This is a genomic window from Polaromonas sp. P1_G1 (genome assembly GCF_056405595.1).
This window is the reverse complement of record NZ_JBFUBU010000035.1, coordinates 27,324-44,268: the sequence shown is the minus strand read 5'-3', so window position 1 is coordinate 44,268 and position 16,945 is coordinate 27,324. Positions and strand designations below refer to the sequence as shown.

The 16,945-nt window shown below is 67.9% G+C and carries 16 protein-coding genes; 11 read left to right on the top strand and 5 right to left on the bottom strand.

Features of this window, described 5'->3' with window-relative positions:
* Window positions 1–15 precede the first annotated feature (15 nt).
* Genes AC1D1Y_RS17845 through AC1D1Y_RS17800 form a run of 10 tightly spaced genes read left to right on the top strand, consistent with a single transcriptional unit; the run spans window position 16 to window position 11,046 of the window.
* On the top strand, window positions 16–366 hold the full coding sequence (locus AC1D1Y_RS17845) for a hypothetical protein (RefSeq protein WP_477683499.1): 351 nt from the start codon (window positions 16–18) through the stop codon (window positions 364–366).
* Window positions 367–368: 2 nt separating this feature from the next.
* A complete protein-coding gene (locus AC1D1Y_RS17840) occupies window positions 369–1,889 on the top strand; it encodes a lipopolysaccharide biosynthesis protein (protein WP_477683498.1) in 1,521 nt (506 codons plus the stop codon).
* A gap of 11 nt (window positions 1,890–1,900) precedes the next feature.
* The gene (locus tag AC1D1Y_RS17835; RefSeq protein WP_477683497.1) at window positions 1,901–3,400 is read left to right on the top strand and encodes an O-antigen ligase family protein; all 1,500 of its coding nucleotides are present in this window, start codon (window positions 1,901–1,903) and stop codon (window positions 3,398–3,400) included.
* Window positions 3,401–3,404: 4 nt separating this feature from the next.
* A complete protein-coding gene (locus tag AC1D1Y_RS17830; protein ID WP_477683496.1) occupies window positions 3,405–4,376 on the top strand; it encodes a glycosyltransferase family 2 protein in 972 nt (323 codons plus the stop codon).
* 4 nt (window positions 4,377–4,380) lie between these two features.
* Entirely contained in the window at window positions 4,381–5,460 is a 1,080-nt protein-coding gene (locus AC1D1Y_RS17825) for a glycosyltransferase family 2 protein (RefSeq protein ID WP_477683495.1), read from the top strand.
* Window positions 5,457–6,533, top strand: coding sequence for an acyltransferase family protein (locus AC1D1Y_RS17820; RefSeq protein WP_477683494.1), 1,077 nt, complete (start codon window positions 5,457–5,459; stop codon window positions 6,531–6,533). The genes AC1D1Y_RS17825 and AC1D1Y_RS17820 overlap by 4 nt, the downstream gene beginning before the upstream one ends.
* 7 nt (window positions 6,534–6,540) lie before the next feature.
* Window positions 6,541–7,725 (top strand): glycosyltransferase family 4 protein, encoded by a 1,185-nt coding sequence (locus AC1D1Y_RS17815; RefSeq protein WP_477683493.1) that lies wholly within the window; start codon window positions 6,541–6,543, stop codon window positions 7,723–7,725.
* Window positions 7,722–9,413, top strand: coding sequence for an FAD-dependent oxidoreductase (locus AC1D1Y_RS17810; protein ID WP_477683492.1), 1,692 nt, complete (start codon window positions 7,722–7,724; stop codon window positions 9,411–9,413). Before AC1D1Y_RS17815 ends, AC1D1Y_RS17810 begins: the two co-directional genes overlap by 4 nt.
* Complete coding sequence (locus tag AC1D1Y_RS17805) at window positions 9,410–10,414, top strand: NAD-dependent epimerase/dehydratase family protein (RefSeq protein ID WP_477683491.1); 1,005 nt, start codon at window positions 9,410–9,412, stop codon at window positions 10,412–10,414. Before AC1D1Y_RS17810 ends, AC1D1Y_RS17805 begins: the two co-directional genes overlap by 4 nt.
* Entirely contained in the window at window positions 10,402–11,046 is a 645-nt protein-coding gene (locus AC1D1Y_RS17800; protein ID WP_477683490.1) for a serine O-acetyltransferase, read from the top strand. Before AC1D1Y_RS17805 ends, AC1D1Y_RS17800 begins: the two co-directional genes overlap by 13 nt.
* On the opposite strand, the gene AC1D1Y_RS17795 is transcribed toward AC1D1Y_RS17800, so the two are convergent.
* Window positions 11,033–11,800, bottom strand: coding sequence for a WecB/TagA/CpsF family glycosyltransferase (locus tag AC1D1Y_RS17795; protein ID WP_477683489.1), 768 nt, complete (start codon window positions 11,798–11,800; stop codon window positions 11,033–11,035). The genes AC1D1Y_RS17800 and AC1D1Y_RS17795 overlap by 14 nt on opposite strands.
* A 44-nt stretch (window positions 11,801–11,844) precedes the next feature.
* Between AC1D1Y_RS17795 and AC1D1Y_RS17790 the strand changes: the two genes are divergently transcribed.
* Window positions 11,845–12,258 carry a VanZ family protein gene (locus AC1D1Y_RS17790; RefSeq protein ID WP_477683488.1) on the top strand — a complete coding sequence of 138 codons (414 nt, stop codon included), beginning with the start codon at window positions 11,845–11,847 and terminating at the stop codon, window positions 12,256–12,258.
* Here AC1D1Y_RS17790 and epsG read toward each other — a convergent pair.
* The 4 genes from epsG to epsL all read right to left on the bottom strand — a co-directional run bounded on the left by epsG (window position 12,245) and on the right by epsL (window position 16,767).
* Window positions 12,245–13,147, bottom strand: a complete 903-nt coding sequence (gene epsG / locus AC1D1Y_RS17785; protein ID WP_477676232.1) for a chain length determinant protein tyrosine kinase EpsG — start codon at window positions 13,145–13,147, stop codon at window positions 12,245–12,247. The genes AC1D1Y_RS17790 and epsG overlap by 14 nt on opposite strands.
* Before the next feature lie 2 nt (window positions 13,148–13,149).
* Window positions 13,150–14,547, bottom strand: a complete 1,398-nt coding sequence (gene epsF, locus AC1D1Y_RS17780) for a chain length determinant protein EpsF (protein WP_477654782.1) — start codon at window positions 14,545–14,547, stop codon at window positions 13,150–13,152.
* Window positions 14,548–14,567: 20 nt separating this feature from the next.
* Window positions 14,568–15,491 carry a polysaccharide export protein EpsE gene (gene epsE, locus AC1D1Y_RS17775; protein ID WP_477683487.1) on the bottom strand — a complete coding sequence of 308 codons (924 nt, stop codon included), beginning with the start codon at window positions 15,489–15,491 and terminating at the stop codon, window positions 14,568–14,570.
* Between the two features lie 73 nt (window positions 15,492–15,564).
* The gene (epsL, locus tag AC1D1Y_RS17770; protein ID WP_477683486.1) at window positions 15,565–16,767 is read right to left on the bottom strand and encodes an XrtB/PEP-CTERM-associated polysaccharide biosynthesis outer membrane protein EpsL; all 1,203 of its coding nucleotides are present in this window, start codon (window positions 16,765–16,767) and stop codon (window positions 15,565–15,567) included.
* Window positions 16,768–16,945 lie beyond the last annotated feature (178 nt).

Here is a 16,945-nt window from a genome sequence, read left to right as displayed (position 1 = left end):
ACAGAGGAGAAATTCATGCTTAAAGCCCTCATTCCCGCCATGACCGCCGCCGTTCTGGCCACCTGCATGGCTTCAGCATCGGCCTACTCCGATTCTTCCGACCAGCCGCCACCGCAGGCGCTCGCCGCCAAGGCAAGCGCCGCAAAAAACACGCCCATGAAGTTGCAGGCCGACGCTGATACGGTCAAGGTCCGCGCCGTCTACAGCCCGGACATACGCCCACGCCCCAACCCGCCACAGGTCTTCGCGGCGGATGACGAACCGGAGGCCGGCGAGTCCGGCTGGCGTTCCTACGGCATGCTGCTGGCCACCCTGGTGCTGATGGGCGTGATCGCCGTGCGGCGCTTCAAGGAGGGAAGGCATTGAGCGTGAGCGGACTCGGCCGGCCCGGCGTCGCAGCGGTCAAATGGAGCGCGGCGTCCACGGTTGCCCGCTTTGTGCTGCAGTTGATGGCCCAGGTCGTCCTGGCCCGCACGCTGGGCCCGGACATCTTCGGTGTGTTCGCCATCGGTATGGTGGTGCTGACCTTTGCCACCTTTGTGTCCGGCTTCGGTTTCAGCTGGAGCCTGCTGCAGCGCGAAAAACTCAGCGACGAGGACGTGCGCTTTGCCTGGACCTGGCAGCTCATCGTGGGCCTGGCGACAACGCTGGCCGTTTACCTCCTGGCGCCCCTGCTGGCCGCCTATTTCCGCGAGCCGCGCGCGCTGGCCGTCATTGAATGGCTTTCGCTGGCCTGTCTGCTGGGCGCCGCCGCGCAACCGGCCACCTACCTGCTGCAGCGCGACCTCAACTTCCGCGCCGTAGGTCTGGTACAGGTAGGCAGCTACGCGGCGGGTTATATCGCGGTGGGCCTGCCGATGGCGCTGACGGGCCAGGGCGAGGCCTCGCTGGTGGCGGCCTGGCTGGTCCAAGTGGCGGTGCAGTTGGCGGCCAGCTATGCGCTCAAGCCGCACGCGGTACGCCCGCTGTTCTGGTATGCCGATGCGCGCTCGGCCGTGGGCACCGGGCACACGGTGTTCTTCACCAACATCGTCAACTGGGTGCTCAACAACCTGGACCGCGTGCTGATAGGGCGCCTGCTCAATGCGCAGGCCCTGGGCCTCTACAACGTCGCCTACAACCTGGCGACCATGCCCAACACCTTGCTGCTGGGCGCGCTGCAGCCGGCTTTCCTGGCGGCAGGCGCGCGCCTGCAAAACGATTTGCCGCGGCTGGGCCGCGCCTACCTGCAGATGCTGGCCACCATCGTGGTGCTGGGCCTGCCGGCTTTTGTGACCCTGGCGTTTATTTCGCGCGACATCGTGCGCGTGCTCTACGGGCCGGCCTGGAGCGACGCGGCCTGGGTGCTGGGCGCTTTGTTCCTCTGCATGCCGGCCTATGTCATCTGGGGCCTGTCGACGCCGGTGCTGTGGAACACCGGCCGCAAGCGTTATGAGTTCATGCTGCAGCTGCCGCTGGTCGTCGCCGGCGCGCTGGGCTTTTACCTGCTGGCCGGCCAGGGCATCCACGTCGCCGCGGCCGTGGCGGGCGGGCTGCTGGTGCTGCGCGCGGCCGTCATCACCACTGCGGCCTTCCGCGCGCTGGACCTGCGCGCAAGCGCCTTGCTGCCGCACGCCTGGCGCGGCCTGCTGCTGAGCGCGCTCTGCGCCGGCGGCGCGCTGGCTGGGCAGCACGCCGTGGCGACATTCAACATGCCGCTGATTTCGCTGGCCGCCGGCGCGCTCGCGGCCGGTGTGCTGCCGGCGCTGTTGCTGCTGCTGCGGCCGCAAGTGCTGGGCCCGGACGCCTCCGACATGGTGATCCGCTTCCTGCCCGGCGCGGCGAAGTTCCTGCGCCGACCCACGGCCGCTTCCGCCCTGCCCGCGTCCCTGAGCGAACAGCATCCTTAAGGCGGCTCACCGTGGACCAACCCATCGTCATTTCAGTCCTCGTCGCCGGCGCCATCCTGGCGGCACTCACCGCCGCGCTGGGCATGGCGGGCGCGGTCCACGTGACCTCGCGCCGGGCGCAGGGTTATATGCACTTCATCTTCTACGCCATCCTGCTGATGGTGGCCATGGCCAATCTTCTTTCGGGCCGCGACCTCTCCAGCAGCAACATGAAGTTCGACGAAGTGGCGGTGGTGGTGCGCCACCCGCTGGTGTCGCTGATGCAGCCAATGGCCTCGCTGCTGCTGCTCACACTCGCCGGCGAACGCGTGATCACGCACTGGATACGCCGCGACAGGGCCGCACAAGCGCCTTCCGCGCTGCTGGTGGCCTTTCTTCTTTTCTGGCTGGGCACCGTGGCCGCACCGGCCCTGCTGGGGGCGCACCCGCATCTGTCGCACGACTATGTGTACCCGCTGGTGATAGGCTTCGCGGCGGTGCTGGCGACGGCCACCGAACGCGACCTGGCGTTTGGCGCGGCGCGCAACGCCCTGCTGCTCTTCATCGCCGCCGGGCTGCTGCTGGTTCCCTTCAAGCCCAGCCTGGTGCTGGACGCCTCTTACACCCAGGGCCTGCTGCCGGGTGTGCCGCGCCTGGCGGGCCTGGCGCCGCATGCCGTGTCCTTGGGCATGCTGGCGCAACTCGGCCTGCTGTGCCTGCTTGCGCGCCCCTTGCAGCGCGTGTGGCTCAACCGCCTGGCCTGGGCCATGGGCCTGTTCGTGCTGTTCCTCGCGCAATCCAAGACGGCCTGGATTTCCTTCACGCTGTGCTCCGCCTGTATCCTCATCGTTCGCCAGGGCCCCGGCTTCATGCGCCGTGTGGGGGACCCGGTGCGGCCGGAGTTCGGCATCGTCTCGCTGCTGGCGTTTATGGCCGCCGTCGTGGCATTCGCCGCCCTGCTGATGTTCGGCGACATCGACGCGCGCCTGAGCAGCTTCTTCGACAGCGCCCAGGGCGCGCAGCTGGCGTCCATGACGGGGCGCGACCAGATCTGGGCCATCGCGCATGACGAATGGCTGCGCAACCCGGTGTTCGGTTATGGGCCGACCCTGTGGGACGCGACCTTTCGCGAAGCCATAGGCATGCCCAACGCGACCCACGCGCACAACCAGTTCATGGACACGCTGTCGCGCTCGGGCACGGTGGGCGCGGCGGCGCTGGTGCTGTATGCGCTGGTGCTGCTGGTGCTGTCCATCCGCTACGCCCGCGCCAGCGGCGGCCTCACGCTGGCACTGTTCGTGGCGCTGGTGCTGCGCGCCATCAGCGAGGTGCCGCTGCTGCTCTTCGGCTACGGCCCTGAATTGATTGCCCATGTATTGCTGCTGATGACACTGGCCGCCGCCGTGCGCGAAGCCCGCGAGCGCAAACGCCAGCCGACGCAGAGGCCGCCGGTTCCGCGCGCCGCATCGGCTTTTTCCCGAGACCCCAGAGCCCCCCAACCTCCCCTGGCCGCCGCGCGGCTGCACCGATGAAACCATGAAATTTTCCATCGTCATCCCCCTTTACAACAAGGCGCCTTACATCAGCGGCACGCTCGCGTCGGTGCTCGCGCAGACCTTCACCGACTTCGAAGTGATCGTGGTGGACGACGGTTCCACCGACGGCGGCGCGGAGCTCGTGAGCTTCGTCACCGACCCGCGCGTGCGCCTGGTGCGCCAGGCCAACGCCGGCGTCTCGGCGGCACGCAACCACGGCATCGCGCTGGCGCGCGGCGAGTGGGTGGCCTTTCTCGATGCCGACGACTGGCACCACCCCGACTACCTCGCCACGCTGGTGTGGACCCAGGCGCGCTGCCCCCAGGCCGACACCGTGGCCACCGACTACCTTCCGGTGCCCGACACCCAGGACATGTGGCCACCGCGCTGGCCCGCGATGGACAGCAACCCGGACATAGAGGTCGTCACCGACCTGCCGCGGCGCTGGATGGCCTCGCCGACGCTGTGCACCAGTGCCGTCTCGGTGCGGCGCACGCGGCTGCTGGGGATGCAGCCCTGCTTTCCCCCCGGTGAATCGCATGGCGAAGACGTGGACCTGTGGTTCCGCCTCGCGGAGCAGGCGCCTGTGGCGCTGGCCCACACGCCGCTAATGGCCTATCGGCTCGCCGTGGAAGGCGGCCTCAGCAGCGGGCATGCGCCGCTGGCCATGCCGCCTTTTCTCGAGCGCATGGAGCAGCGCGCGCTTTCCGGCGCCATGCCACCCGCGCGGCGCGGTTCAGCACTGTGGCTGGTGGCCCAGTACCAGCTCACGCTGGCGCGGCAGGCGCTGGCCGTCGGCAATCGTCGCGAAGGCTGGGCCTGGCTAATCAAGGCGCACCGCGCGGCCGGCGGAAAGCGCTGGTGGCTCACAGCCGCCATGGCGCTCTTCATGCCGGGCCCGCTGGTCAGGAACTGGCAACGCTGGCGCGTGCGCCGCACCGTACCTGCGGCCAGCCCCGCCGAAGCAGGATGAAAGCATGAACCAAAAATTACCTCGCAAAATGACACCCCTCTGGCATTCGTGCCGGGTCTCCGTGGTCATCAAGGCCCTGAACGAGGAACAACGCATTCGGGCGACCATCGAAAGTGCACTGCGCGCCGTCTCTGCCGTTGGCGGAGAAGTGATCCTGGCCGACTCCTGCTCGACGGACCGCACGGTGGAGCTGGCTTGCACGTATCCCATACGCATCGTCCAGCTGGCTAATCCCAATGAGCGCTGCTGCGGCGTCGGTCCGCAGCTCGGCTACCAGCATTCGCATGGCGACTTCATTTATATCCTCGATGGCGACATGCAAATGCAGGAGGGCTTTCTTGAGAAAGCCCTCGCCTTCCTGGAGGCGCATGAGGATGTTGCAGGCGTGGGCGGACGGGTGGTGGAGCAAAACACCGAGAGCCTCGAGTACATGGCGCGTGGAGAACGGGACTCCCCGCACCTGCGGCCGGGCAAAGTGGACCGGCTCGACGGCGGCGGGCTTTACCGCCGCAGCGCCATCGAGGCGGCAGGCTATCTTTCCGACCGAAACCTTCACAGCTACGAAGAATTTGACCTGGCCATCAGGCTGCGTGCCCTCGGCTGGCGCCTCTGGCGCTTGCCGGTGGATGCAGTCAATCACTTCGGGCACGACGCACCACCCTATCGCCTTTTGATGCGGCGCTGGCGCACTCGCTATATCTGCGGACTGGGTGAACTTGTCCGCGCGGCAGCAGGCAAGCCGCGCCTGCATCTGGCTTTGGAGGGATTGCGGGAATTGCGCCTGTACCTGGCAGTGCTCGGCTGGTGGGCGGTCATGGCGAGCCTGGTGTTCTGGCCGGTTTCCGCATCCCTGCGCCTGGCGTTCTTCTGCATCATCGCCACGGCGCCGGTGTTGCTGATGACCTGGCGAAAACGGTCCGCAACCAAGGCACTTTATTCAGTGGTTTCCTGGTGCTTCAATGCCGCAGGCTTCATACGCGGCCTGCTTCGCCGGCAGCGGCCGGCCCGCGAGGCCATCGCAAGCCGGATTGTCAAGGACTCGGCAATGACGCATCACCCTGCAATCCAGGGGGCTGCCCATTGAAAGGCGAGACCCAGCAATTTACCGGCGTGCAGGTGCTGCGCTTCGCCGCGGCCATGCTGGTCGTGGTGATGCACATCACCCAGGCCATCTCCATGCACATCAGCGGGACCGGGCCCAGCCACTACTGGGGAGCGGGCTCCGCGGGGGTGGACATCTTTTTTGTGATCAGCGGTTTTGTCATGGCCATGTCGACCGCCTCGCTGCCGGCGGACGGGCCGGCGCGCATGGACGCGGCCTGGGTCTTCATGCGCCGCCGCCTGGTCAGGATCGCGCCGCTCTACTGGTTCTACACCCTGCTCAAGGTGGCCCTGCTGCTGGCCATGCCGGCGCTGGCCGCGCGCTCCTCGGTGGAGCCCGGCCACCTCGCGGCCTCGCTGCTCTTCATCCCCAGCATGAGCCCCTGGGGCCTGGTGCAGCCCACGCTGCCTGTCGGCTGGACCCTGAATTTTGAAATGCTGTTTTATGCGGTGTTCGCCGTAGCCATCGCACTGGGCGCGCCGCGCATCCGGTTTTGTCTGGCGGCCTTTGTGCTGATCTTCGCGGCGGGGCGATTGCTGCCGGAGTCGGTCGCACTGAACTTCTACGCCCAGACCATCGTGTTCGAGTTCATCCTGGGCGTCTGCATCGCCCATGCCTTTTTGCATTTCCGCCGCCCCGGGCCGCTGGCGGGCCTGGTGGCGATGGCGGCCGGCGCGCTGTACATGTTCGCGCCCGACTGGGGGCACTCCGCCGACCGCTTCGCCACCTGGGGCTGCGGCGCCGCGCTCATCGTGCTGGGGGCCGTCTGGATGGAACCCTGGACCGTGCGCGCGCCGCTGGCTTCGCGCCTGTCTTTCCTGGGCGACGCCTCGTATTCGATCTACCTGTCGCACACCTTTGTGGTGCCGGCCGGCGTGCAGGCGCTCAAGCGCCTGGGCGTTCAGGACAGCCTGGCCATCATGCTGGCCGTCGGCCTGGCGGTGGCCGTGGCGGGCTGCCTCTCCTATGTGTGGATGGAGCGGCCCATGACCGCCTTCTTCAAGCGCGCCCTGTTCGGCGCGCCCAAGCTCTCTTACCAACATCCCGGAAAGTAATCCCCCGATGCGAACCGAATCGCTGCCACGTACCGCCATCCGCGAACGCGAAGGCCGCTACATCTACATCGCCTGCCCCTGGACGCCGCTGGGCGGCGGCATGTTCAAGGTGGCGGATTACCTGATCCAGGCCCAGGCCTCTTCGGCCAGCCTCGCCTCGGCAGAAGCCGCCGAACTCAGGCCGCTCGACACGCGCGGCGGCGCCAACGCCCTGTATTCCTTCTGGGTGCTCGCCACCGCGCTGGCCCGCATCGCCCGCGGCAGGCTCAGCGGCCGGCTGGCCGGCGTGCACGTGAACAWGGCGGAGCGGCTGAGCCTGTTCCGCAAGGGCGCCGTCATCGCCGCCTGCCGCGCCCTGGGTGTTCCGGTGGTGCTGCACCTGCATGCCGCGCAGCTGCACCATTTTTACCAGTCGCTGCCGCGCCCGCTGCAGGCGCTGACGCGCTGGGTGTTCTCGCTGCCGGCCAGTGTCGTGGTGCTGGGCTCGGCCGCGCGGCGCTTTGTCATCGAGGAGCTGGGCGTGGCGCCCGAGCGCGTGGACATCGTCATCAACGGCGTGCCCGAGCCCACCCACGCGCGCCGCGTCGCCGGCGATTCCGCCATGCAGCGCCTGCTGTTCGTGGGCAACCTGTCGGAGCGCAAGGGCGTGACCGACCTGCTGCAGGCGCTGGCCCTGCCCGGCCTTGACACGGCCCGCCTGGAAGTGACCCTGGCCGGCGGCGGCGACGTCGAGGCTTATGAAGCCAAAGCCCGGCAGCTGCGCATAGACAGCTTCGTGCGTTTTGCCGGATGGTCGGACCAACAGCAGGTGGCCCGGTTGATGGCGCGCGCCGACGTGCTGGTCCTGCCCTCTTACGATGAAGGCCTGCCGCTGGTGATCCTGGAGGCGCTGGCCAACGGTGTCGCGGTGGTGTGCAGCCCCGTCGGGGAGATACCGACGGTGCTCAGCGACGGCGTCAGTGCCCGCTTTGTGCAGCCCGGCGACGTGGCCGGCATCGCGGCCAGCCTGCGCCGCGTGCTGCAGGATGCCGAACTACGCGCCGCGCTGGAACGCAACGGCCGGGCGCTGTACGAGCAAACCTTTTCCATCGCCCATTTTTTCTCCAGCGTGGCCCATATCCACCAGCGCGATTTCGGCGTGGCCGGACGGCTGCTGCGCCCGGCCGCGGCTTCACAGGAAGGCGCGGCATGATCCGCGACGCCAGCACCATCCCCAACGGCAGCCGCCTGGAGGCGGACGTCTGCGTGGTCGGCAGCGGCCCGGCGGGCATCGCGCTGGCGCTGGCGCTCAGCGACCAGGGGCACGCCGTGCTGCTGCTCGAGTCGGGCCAGCTGCAGGCGCATGCCCCCACGCRAGACTTGTACGAAGGCGAGGTCGCCGACGAACAGCTGCACAGCCCGCCCGGCAAATACCGGCAGCGGCGGCTGGGCGGATCCTCCGCGATCTGGGGGGGGCGCTGCATGCCTTTCGACCCCATCGACTTTGAAACCCGCGCCCATATTCCGCACAGCGGCTGGCCGCTGTCTTACGGCGACTTGCTGCCCTGGTACCCGCGCGCCAACGCCCTGGCCGAGGCCGGGCGTTTTCTGTATGACGCGCAGGAGGCCCTGGAGCCGGGAACCGGGCCCCTAATCGCCGGTTTCGACAGTCCGCGCGTGCTCAGCAACGGGCTCGAACGCTTTTCCTGCCCCACGCATTTCGGCAGCCGCTATGCCAAGCGGCTGGCGCTGGCGCCCACGCTCGAGGTGCTGACGGGCGCCAACTGCACCGCGCTGCGGCTGCAGGCCGACGGCCAGGCACTGCGTGAACTCGAAGTGCGCACGCTGGCCGGCACGCAATTTACCGTCGCCGCGCGCAACACGGTGCTGGCCGCGGGCGGGCTTGAGACCGCGCGGCTGCTGCTGGCCTCGCGTGACGTGGCGCCGCAGGGTGTGGGCAATGCGCACGACGTGGTCGGCCGCTATTACATGTGCCACATCGCCGGCAACGTCGGCATGCTGACGGTGCACGGACCGACGCGCGACGTGCGGCACGGCTATGAGGTCTCGCCAGAAGGCGTGTATTGCCGGCGCCGCCTCTCGGTCGCGGCCAGCGAACAGCAGCGCCTGGGCCTGGCCAACGCGGTGGCGCGCCTGCACTTCCCGCGCATCACAGACCCGGCGCACCGCAGTGGTGTGCTGTCGGGCCTGTTCCTGGCGCGCAAGATGATCAGCTACGAATACAGCAAGCGCCTGAAGGACGGTGCGCCGCCGACTCCCGGTATCTATGCGCGTCATTTGCTGAATGTCGTCGCCGACCCGCTGGACACGACGGCCTTCCTGGCGCACTGGCTGGCAAAGCGCACCCTGGCGGAGCGCAAATTTCCCTCGGTGATCCTGCGCAACCGCAGCAACCGCTTCAGCCTGGAAGTGCACGGCGAGCAGATCCCCCAGGCCCACAGCCGGGTCACGCTGGCCGGCGGCGTCGATGCGCTGGGCATGCCCCGCCTCAAGGTCGACTGGCGCTACAGCCGCGCCGACATCGATTCCGTGGGCGCGACCCTGGACGTGATGGCCCAGGAATTCGAGCGCAGCGGCAAGGCCCGCTTCGACTACAACCGCCACACGCTGGAAGAAGACCTGATGCGCTTCGGCGCCTACGGCGGCCACCACATCGGCACGGCGCGCATGGGCACGGACCCGCGCAGCAGCGTGGTCGACGCCGATTGCCGCGTGCATTCGGTGCGCAACCTGTTTGTCGCCGGCAGCGCGGTCTTCCCGACCTCCAGCCAGGCCAACCCGACGCTGACGCTGGTCGCGCTGTCGCTGCGGCTGGGCGACTTCCTGTCGCGACAGTTGCGCGCCGAACGCTCGCCGCTGCAGATGAAGGAGGCCGCATGAAAGTCCTGGTACTGGGCGCCTCCGGCCACATAGGCGCGCGCCTGCTCGAGATGCTGCACGCCACGCCCTGGGCGGTGGCCACGGGTGCGTCCCGGCACATGAAAAACACCGCGAGCTGGCTGGAACTCGACAGCCGCGACCCGCGCGAACTGGCATCGGCGCTGAAAGGTTTTGATGCCGTCGTCAACTGCGTGGCGGGCGACGCAGCCTCGATCGCCGGCGGCGCGCGCGCGTTAGCGCAGGCCGCGCTGCAAGCCGACTGCCGGCGCATCGTGCACCTGAGCACCATGTCGGTCTACGGTCCCGCCGAAGGCAATGTGCGTGAGGACGCGCCGCTGGATCCGGGCCTGGGCTGGTACGGTCGGGCCAAATGCGAAGCGGAGGCCGCCATGCGCGACTTCGTGCAGCACGGCGGCGAGGCGGTGCTGCTGCGGCCCGGCTGCGTCTTCGGCCCCGGCAGCCAATTGTGGGTAGGACGCATAGGCCGCTGGCTGCAGGCCGGCCGCCTGGGCGACCTGGGTATCGAGGGCGACGGCTGGGCCAACCTGGTCCACGTCGACGACGTCTGCCAGGCCTTGTTGCTGGCGCTGCAGCTGCCGGTGGCGCCGGGCGAGATGCCGGTGTTCAACCTGGCAACGCCCGACAGCCCGCGCTGGAACGAGTATTTTGTGGACCTGGCCCTGGAGATCAAGGCAACGCCCGTGCGCCGCCTGGGCCGGCGCCGGCTCCAGCTTGACGCCTGGCTCTGCGGCCCTCCGCTCAAGGCGGCCGAGCTGGCCCTGAGGCGGCTGGGCAGCCACGGCCTGAAACTGCCCGACGCCCTGCCGCCGGGCCTGCTGGGCCTGTGGTCGCAGCACATACACCTAGACACGCAGGCGGCCACCCGGCAGCTGGGCGTGCAATGGACACCCTATGCCGACGGCCTGCGCGACTCCGCCTTGTGGTTCTGCGCCCCCGCCGCCAGCCATGCCACCCTGGACAACATGATATGCACGCCCTGAAAGCCGACACCTACCGAAAGTCCGGGCAAACCGACGCCCAGTCCACCTTCAAGGCCGCGCTGCTGGATCCGGCGTTTCGCGTGCTCGCCTGCCTGCGCTTGTGCCAGGCCGCGCAGCAACTGCCGCCCAGCTGGCGCCTGCTGGCTGTGCTGCCCGCGCGGCTGCTCTACCGCCTGGTGAGCCAGCTGGCCGGCATCGAGATTCCCTGGCGCACCGACATCGCCCCTGGGCTGGCGCTCACGCACGGGCGCGGCATCGTCGTCAACGCCGGCGCGCGCATAGGCCGCAACGTCACGCTGTTCCACGGCGTCACGCTGGGCCAGCGCGACCATATTGACGCGCAGGGCCGCAGGCACACCCTGTACCCGGTGATTGAGGACGAAGTCTGGATAGGGCCGCACGCCATCATCGTGGGCGGCGTCACCGTGGGCAAAGGCAGCCGCGTTGCCGGCGGCGCCTATGTGTTCGAAGACGTGCCGCCCTATTCAGTGGTGCTGGGAAATCCAGGACAGATCGTCAGGCGCGACTGCACGCCCGACGTGGACAACCGGTACGAAGAGGAAGACATTCCCGTGGCCCAGGCCGCCCATTCAACCGCAGCGGGCGACGCCCACCATATCAACGCCGGTTAAGCGATGCCAGCCGCAGCGCCCGCGTAAGGAACACGGGGTTGCCGACCACGTAGCGCTGGAACAGCCGGCGCGGCTCGAGCGCGAGGCGGAACACCCATTCCAGTCCGGCCCGGCGCATCCACATCGGCGCGCGCGGTGTCTTGCCGCCCAGGAAATCGATGATGGCGCCGCCGCAGACGATCAGGCAGGGAAAGCCCAGTACGCTACGCAGCTGGGCCGCGACCTCTTCCTGCCGCGGCATGCCCATGCCGAGCACGATCAGCGCCGGACGGTGCTCTGCCGCCAGCAGGGCGTAGGCATGCACGTCGAGAAAACCGTGGGCCTGTATGACTTCGCTGTGCGGGGCAAGCTCCTCACGCACGCGCTGCCGGGCTTTGTCGAGGTAAGGCTCGCGCGTGCCGAACAGCGCGATGCCGCGGCCGTCGAAGGCGCGTATCAGCTGCGGAATCAGGTCGGTCCCGTTGAGGTTGAGGCCGGGCTCCATGCGCAGCAGTTTGAACAAGGTGGCCATGCCGGAGCCGTCCCTGAGCACCCTGTCGGCCGACTGCATCGCGTCAAAAAAAGGCGCCGACACCGCCATGGAATTCATCGCGTGCGCGTTGGCGAATGCCAGTACCAAGGGCGCGCGGGGCTGGCTCAACTCGGCCAGCAAGGCCTGTCCCTGGGCTGGGTTTTGCACACGCTCGATTTTGGCCAGCAGCAGCGACCAGCGCCCGCGCCAGTCGGACGGGCTTTCGGCGTAGGGATTCAGCATGGACGTTTCCGCCGACGGGACCGGGGCATGAGAAAATTGGGCCCATGGCCAAAGCACTTTCCCTTGAAAATCTCCAGCGTACCGTTCGCATCCTCGCGGCGCTGACGGTCGCCATGAGCGCCGCGGTGCTGTACGTGGGCGGCGCCCAGCCGGTGGCCGTGGGACTCTTTCCCGCGCCCTGGGACAAGCTGGCCCACCTGCTGACCTTTGCCGTGGTCGGCATGGCCGCCGGCCTGGCCTGCGGCATGCGCGGCTGGCGCATGGCGCTGTGCTGCCTCGCGGGTGCCCTCCTTGTCGGTGGCATGGACGAGTTGCACCAGGCCTTCCTGCCGGGCCGCACCGCGAGCTGGGCCGACCTGGCCGCAGACGCGGCCGGCGGCCTGCTGGGCGCGACGCTGCTGGCTGCGGCGGACCGCTTCTCGGGCGGACGCCTCCTGCATCGCCTCACGCATCGTTAAGCACCGAACCCACCATTGCCACGCCGAACTCGCGCAGGCTGTGCGTGAAGCGCGTCATCTGCGGCACCGAGCTGGTGTTCTGCCGCGCCACCACCAGCGCGGCGCCCGCGCGCACCGCCACCGTGTGGGCGTCGGCGCACTCGCTGGCGGGCGGCGTGTCGATGATGATGATGTCGAAGTCCTGGCCCAGTGATTGCAGCAGCCGGGAAAACTCCTGCCGGCCCAGCAATTCCTGCGGATTCGGCGGAATGACGCCGGCCGGCAGCACCGACAGGTCCTGCAGCGCCGCGACACTGACCACGGCCTCCAGCCCGGCGCGGCCGGCCAGCATGTCCGACAGGCCCGCACCCTTGCCGAGGTTGAACAGCAGGTGCTGGCGCGGCGCCCGCATGTCGGCGTCGATCAGCAGGGTGCGCAGGCCCAGCTGCGAAAACACGATGGCCAGGTTGGCCGAGATATAGCTGCGCCCTTCCCGTGAGCCGGCGCTGACGATGGCCAGGCCGCGGCGGTCCGGCCCGGTGTCGAACCAGCGCAGCATCAGCTGGCTGCGCAGCGCGCGCAGTTGCTCAACAGGCTGGCTGTTCGGGTGGTGGGCCGCCACCAGTTCTCGGCTCAAATTGCTTTCGCGAGCCAGGTAGGGATAGTCGAACTGCACCGACAGCGCATAGCGCACGTCGTCGTCGGTCAGCAGCCCCAGCGCCTTGCCTGAATCGCCGAAGCGGGCGCCGCGGTCCTTCTGGAAATGCACGATGCGCTCGGCATCGAGCGGCGAGAGCCGCCCGGCATCGACCAGGATGGCGCCTATCGAGCGAGCCGAACCGGTGGCCGGCTTGCTGGGCACCGTCAGGGGAACGGGGCGCGCCACCGTTGCGTTGTTGTTTCGGTTCATGTCTATCCTCCCATACCGAGCGCCAGCCGGCGCGGACCACTGAGCCGGGTGTTGCCCGTGCTCGAAGAAATGCTGGCCAGCACCGGCAGGTCCAGCATCTGGACCAGGTCCTCGGCGGAGCGCACGCGGCGGTTGGCGAGCTCCAGCAGCAAGGCGCAGGCGATGCCCAATAGCGTCCCGCCGAACGCGGCAACCAGCAGGTTGACCAGCAACCTCGGGCTGGACGGCAAGATGGGCGGCGTCGCCACATTGAGGCGCACCACATTGGTCTGGTTGGTCAGGCTCTGCAGGCGCGTCTGCGAAGCGCTCTGGCTCACGGTTTCGTAGGCGCGCTGGGCCGACTCGACGTCGCGGCGGTAGACGTTGAGTTCGTCGCGCTGCTTGTTGATGGCCAGCACGCGGGCCTTCTGCGCGCCGACGGCGCCCTGGAGTTCGCGTTCGCGGTCCTTGCCGACGCGGTAGGTGGTTTCGATGGAGGCATTGATGCGCCCGGTTTCGCTGGCCAGCCGGCTCTTGAGGGCGGCCAGTTCGGATTCGGCGCGCTGGCGCTCGGGATGGTTCTCTCCGAGGCGCACGCCGATCTCCTGCACCTTGGCCTCCTGCCGCGCCACGTCGGCTTTCAGGCCGTTGATCAGCGGGCTTTGCATCACCTCGGCGATGGTGTCGCCGCGCGAGCCGCGCTTGCTCTGGCTGTCGGTGGTGTCGCCCTGCACCGTGGTGAGCTGCGAGGACAGTTCCGCCAGCTTGGTGGTTTCATAGTCGACACGCTCGTCGCTGCTGACGATGCCGGCCTTTTGCTGATATTCGGACAGGCGGGCCTGGGCTTCCTCGAGCTTGGCGCGCGAGGCCTTGGTCTGCTCGTCAAACCATTCCGCGTAGATGCGGGCAGGTTCGGTCTTCAGCGCCAGGTTGATGTCGAGGTAGGCCTGGGCAAAGGCGTTGGCGACGTTGGCGGCCTCTTCAGGCTCGCTGCCCTTATAGGTGATGTTGATCACATTGCTTTCGCGCGCGGGCCGCACGTCCAGGCGCTTCTGCAGCGAATCCGCGATCCAGCCTTCGAGCGTGCCCCGGCCTTCCGTGGCTTCCAGCCAGCGCTCCTTGGTGCGCGGGTTTTCGTCGAGCTTGAGCGCCTTCACGACGCGCTGGGCCACGCGGTCGCCGCCGATGATGTCGACCTGCGTGGCCATGTAGCTGGGCGCCACCAGGCCCTGTATGGGCGCGCTGCCGGCCCCGGCCACCGGGTCGGGAGAGCGCACGTCGACGAGCACGGCGGTCTGCGCCGTGTATTTTTTCGGCAGCACCAGGCTGACCGCCAAAGCCGCCGAGATGGCCAGCAGAATCACCAGCAGGGCCACGCCGTAGCGGGCCCGCAGGATCAGTAAGAATTGATGGAGTGTCATGGCTTTCCAGTCATGGCTGTTTAGAAAAGGCTTTCACGGACGTAGATCACGTCCTCGGGGCGTACCGGGTCGTTCAGGTTTGGTGTGGTTTCCACGACCTTGCCCGAGGCGTCGCGGCGATGCAGCTTCAGGCGATTCTGGCTGCCGCGCACCGTGGGGCCGCCGCCCTGGGCCAGCGCCTGCATCACCGTCATGCCGCGCTCGATGCGGTAGGGGCCGGGGCGCTGCGCCTCGCCATAGATGTAGAACATGGGCGCCTTGTTGACGTACAGCGTATCGCCGCCGGCCAGCACGATGTCCTCATCCGATTTTTGATTGAGGAACAGCGCCGGGATGTCTATCACCTTGCGAAACGGCTTGCCCTCGCGCTGGCCGGTAACGATCAGCACGTCGTCGCCGGTGGGGGTGGTGCCGCCGGCCGCGGCCAGCATGTCGCTGACACGGGTGTTGAAGGTCTCCAGCGGGAAGCGGCCGGGCCGGCTTACCTGCCCCAGCACCGCCACCTGGTTGCCGCGCACCTGGCGCAGCACGATGTTGACCTGCGGCACCTTGACGAAGCCGCCGCTGCGCAGCGCGTCGCCGATCTTCTTCTCGGCCTCGGCGATGGTCAGCCCGCCGAGCTGCACACTGCCCACCAGCGGGTAGCTGATCACGCCGCTTTCGGACACGCGCGCATCGATGGAAAGATCCGGGCTCTGGTAGACCTGCACGCCGATGGCGTCGCCGGCGCCCAGCCGGTAGTCCTGGCTGTTGGGCAAGGTGGGCGTAGCCGCCACCGACGACGGCGCCACAGGTGTCGTTGTCGCCGCGGCCTGCACGGCAGGAGGCGCCGCGGGCGGCGGCGGTGCCGCCGGGGCGGTTTGCGCCCACAGCGGCGCGGCCAGCGCGCACAACAGCGGGGCCAGAAGGTATCGGGTCAGGGGTTTGAGCATCAGCGGGTTCATCTTGTGGCCTCTCGGGAAAGCGTGGATTCAGGAAAATTCAAAAGCAGGAAGGGCCGGCCAGGGGAGGCTCTCATCAAAAACTTGCGTCGGCTGACAGACCGAAGGAATTGCTCTTGTAGTCAAAACCCGGTTCATTCGATTTGCGCCTGTCGCTCTGCATCGACGCGGTCAGCTTGAGCGCGCGCATCGCCTGCCATTCCAGCGCCAGCGACAGCAGGTTGGTGGTATCGCGGCGATTGGTCGCCGCAAAGCCCGGCAGCGGACCCTTGAAGTCGCGCGCGCCGTGGTCGTAGCGCAGGCGCACCGCGGTTTTTTCGGTGGGCTTCCAGGTCGGGGCGATGAAGAAGCGGTAGCCCTCGTAGTAGCTGGCGGTGGTGGTCTGGTAGCTGGCCAGTTCGCGTACCAGGCCGCCGGCCAAGGTGGTTTTGGGCGTGATGAACCAGGCCGCGTCGAGCTGGCCGGTCACGCCCGAAAAGTCGCGCGCGCCCAGGCCGTCGTGGTTGCGGTCCAGGTGCGCGACCTTGGCCCGCAACGTGGTCTTGGCGCTGGGCGCCCAGTCAAAACGGAACTCATGCTCACGGTCGGTGAAATCGCCGCCAACCCCCGGCGCCAGGAAGCGGCCCGGGTATTCGCCCTTGCCCTCCCTGAAGCGGTAGGCCATGGAAGTACCGGATGGATAAACATAACGCACGCCGGCCTCGGCGCCGTGGATTTTGGTGTCGCCCTCGAAAGTGTTGGGCTGGCTGTTGGTACTGGTGCGCTCGAACAGCCCGCCCACCACGCGCCATGCGCCGTCGAGCTCATATTCCGCGTCAAAAATAGTCGAGCGATTGGTCCGGCGGTTGATCTGCCCGGCGCCCTGCACGTCGGCGTAGGTGTCGACGTACTCGCGGCTGTCGCTCGTCAGGTTGCCGTGCAGGGCCGGCGTGAAACTCCAGCGCCAGGCGGCCGCGTAGTTCACCGCCGTGAAATCCAGGTAGGAAAAGCGGCTGTAGTGATGGTCTTCGATATTGGCGTCGAACTCGAAACGCTGCAACCCGAAGGGCTTGTTGATCTTGAAGCCCGCCGTCGTCACCGATACGTTGTCGTCGCGCTCCGGCCTTCCGAGCAGCGCCTGCGTGTTGGCGGAATCGGACAGGCGGAACACATTGCTGTCGTGCGTGATGCTTTGCCCCAGCCGGAACTGCAGCGTGTCCAGTTCGTCGGCCTGCCCGGCGAGCGGGAACAGGCCCAGCAGCAGGAAGGGAATCGGAAGGAGTTTGCGATGGGGACTCAAGGAAAGGGGGCCCTCCGCGCCGGAAGCGGCAAGACTGGGAATCGTGGGGTGCCCGCGATCGCCGCATGGAGTGGGAGCCGCGGGGGGACGAGATGAAGATAGCGGATTCATGATGGGGAGGCGATAGTCCTTTTGTCCTAATGGGTTGGCAAGGCCACGCCTTTTTTCCTTTCTTTTT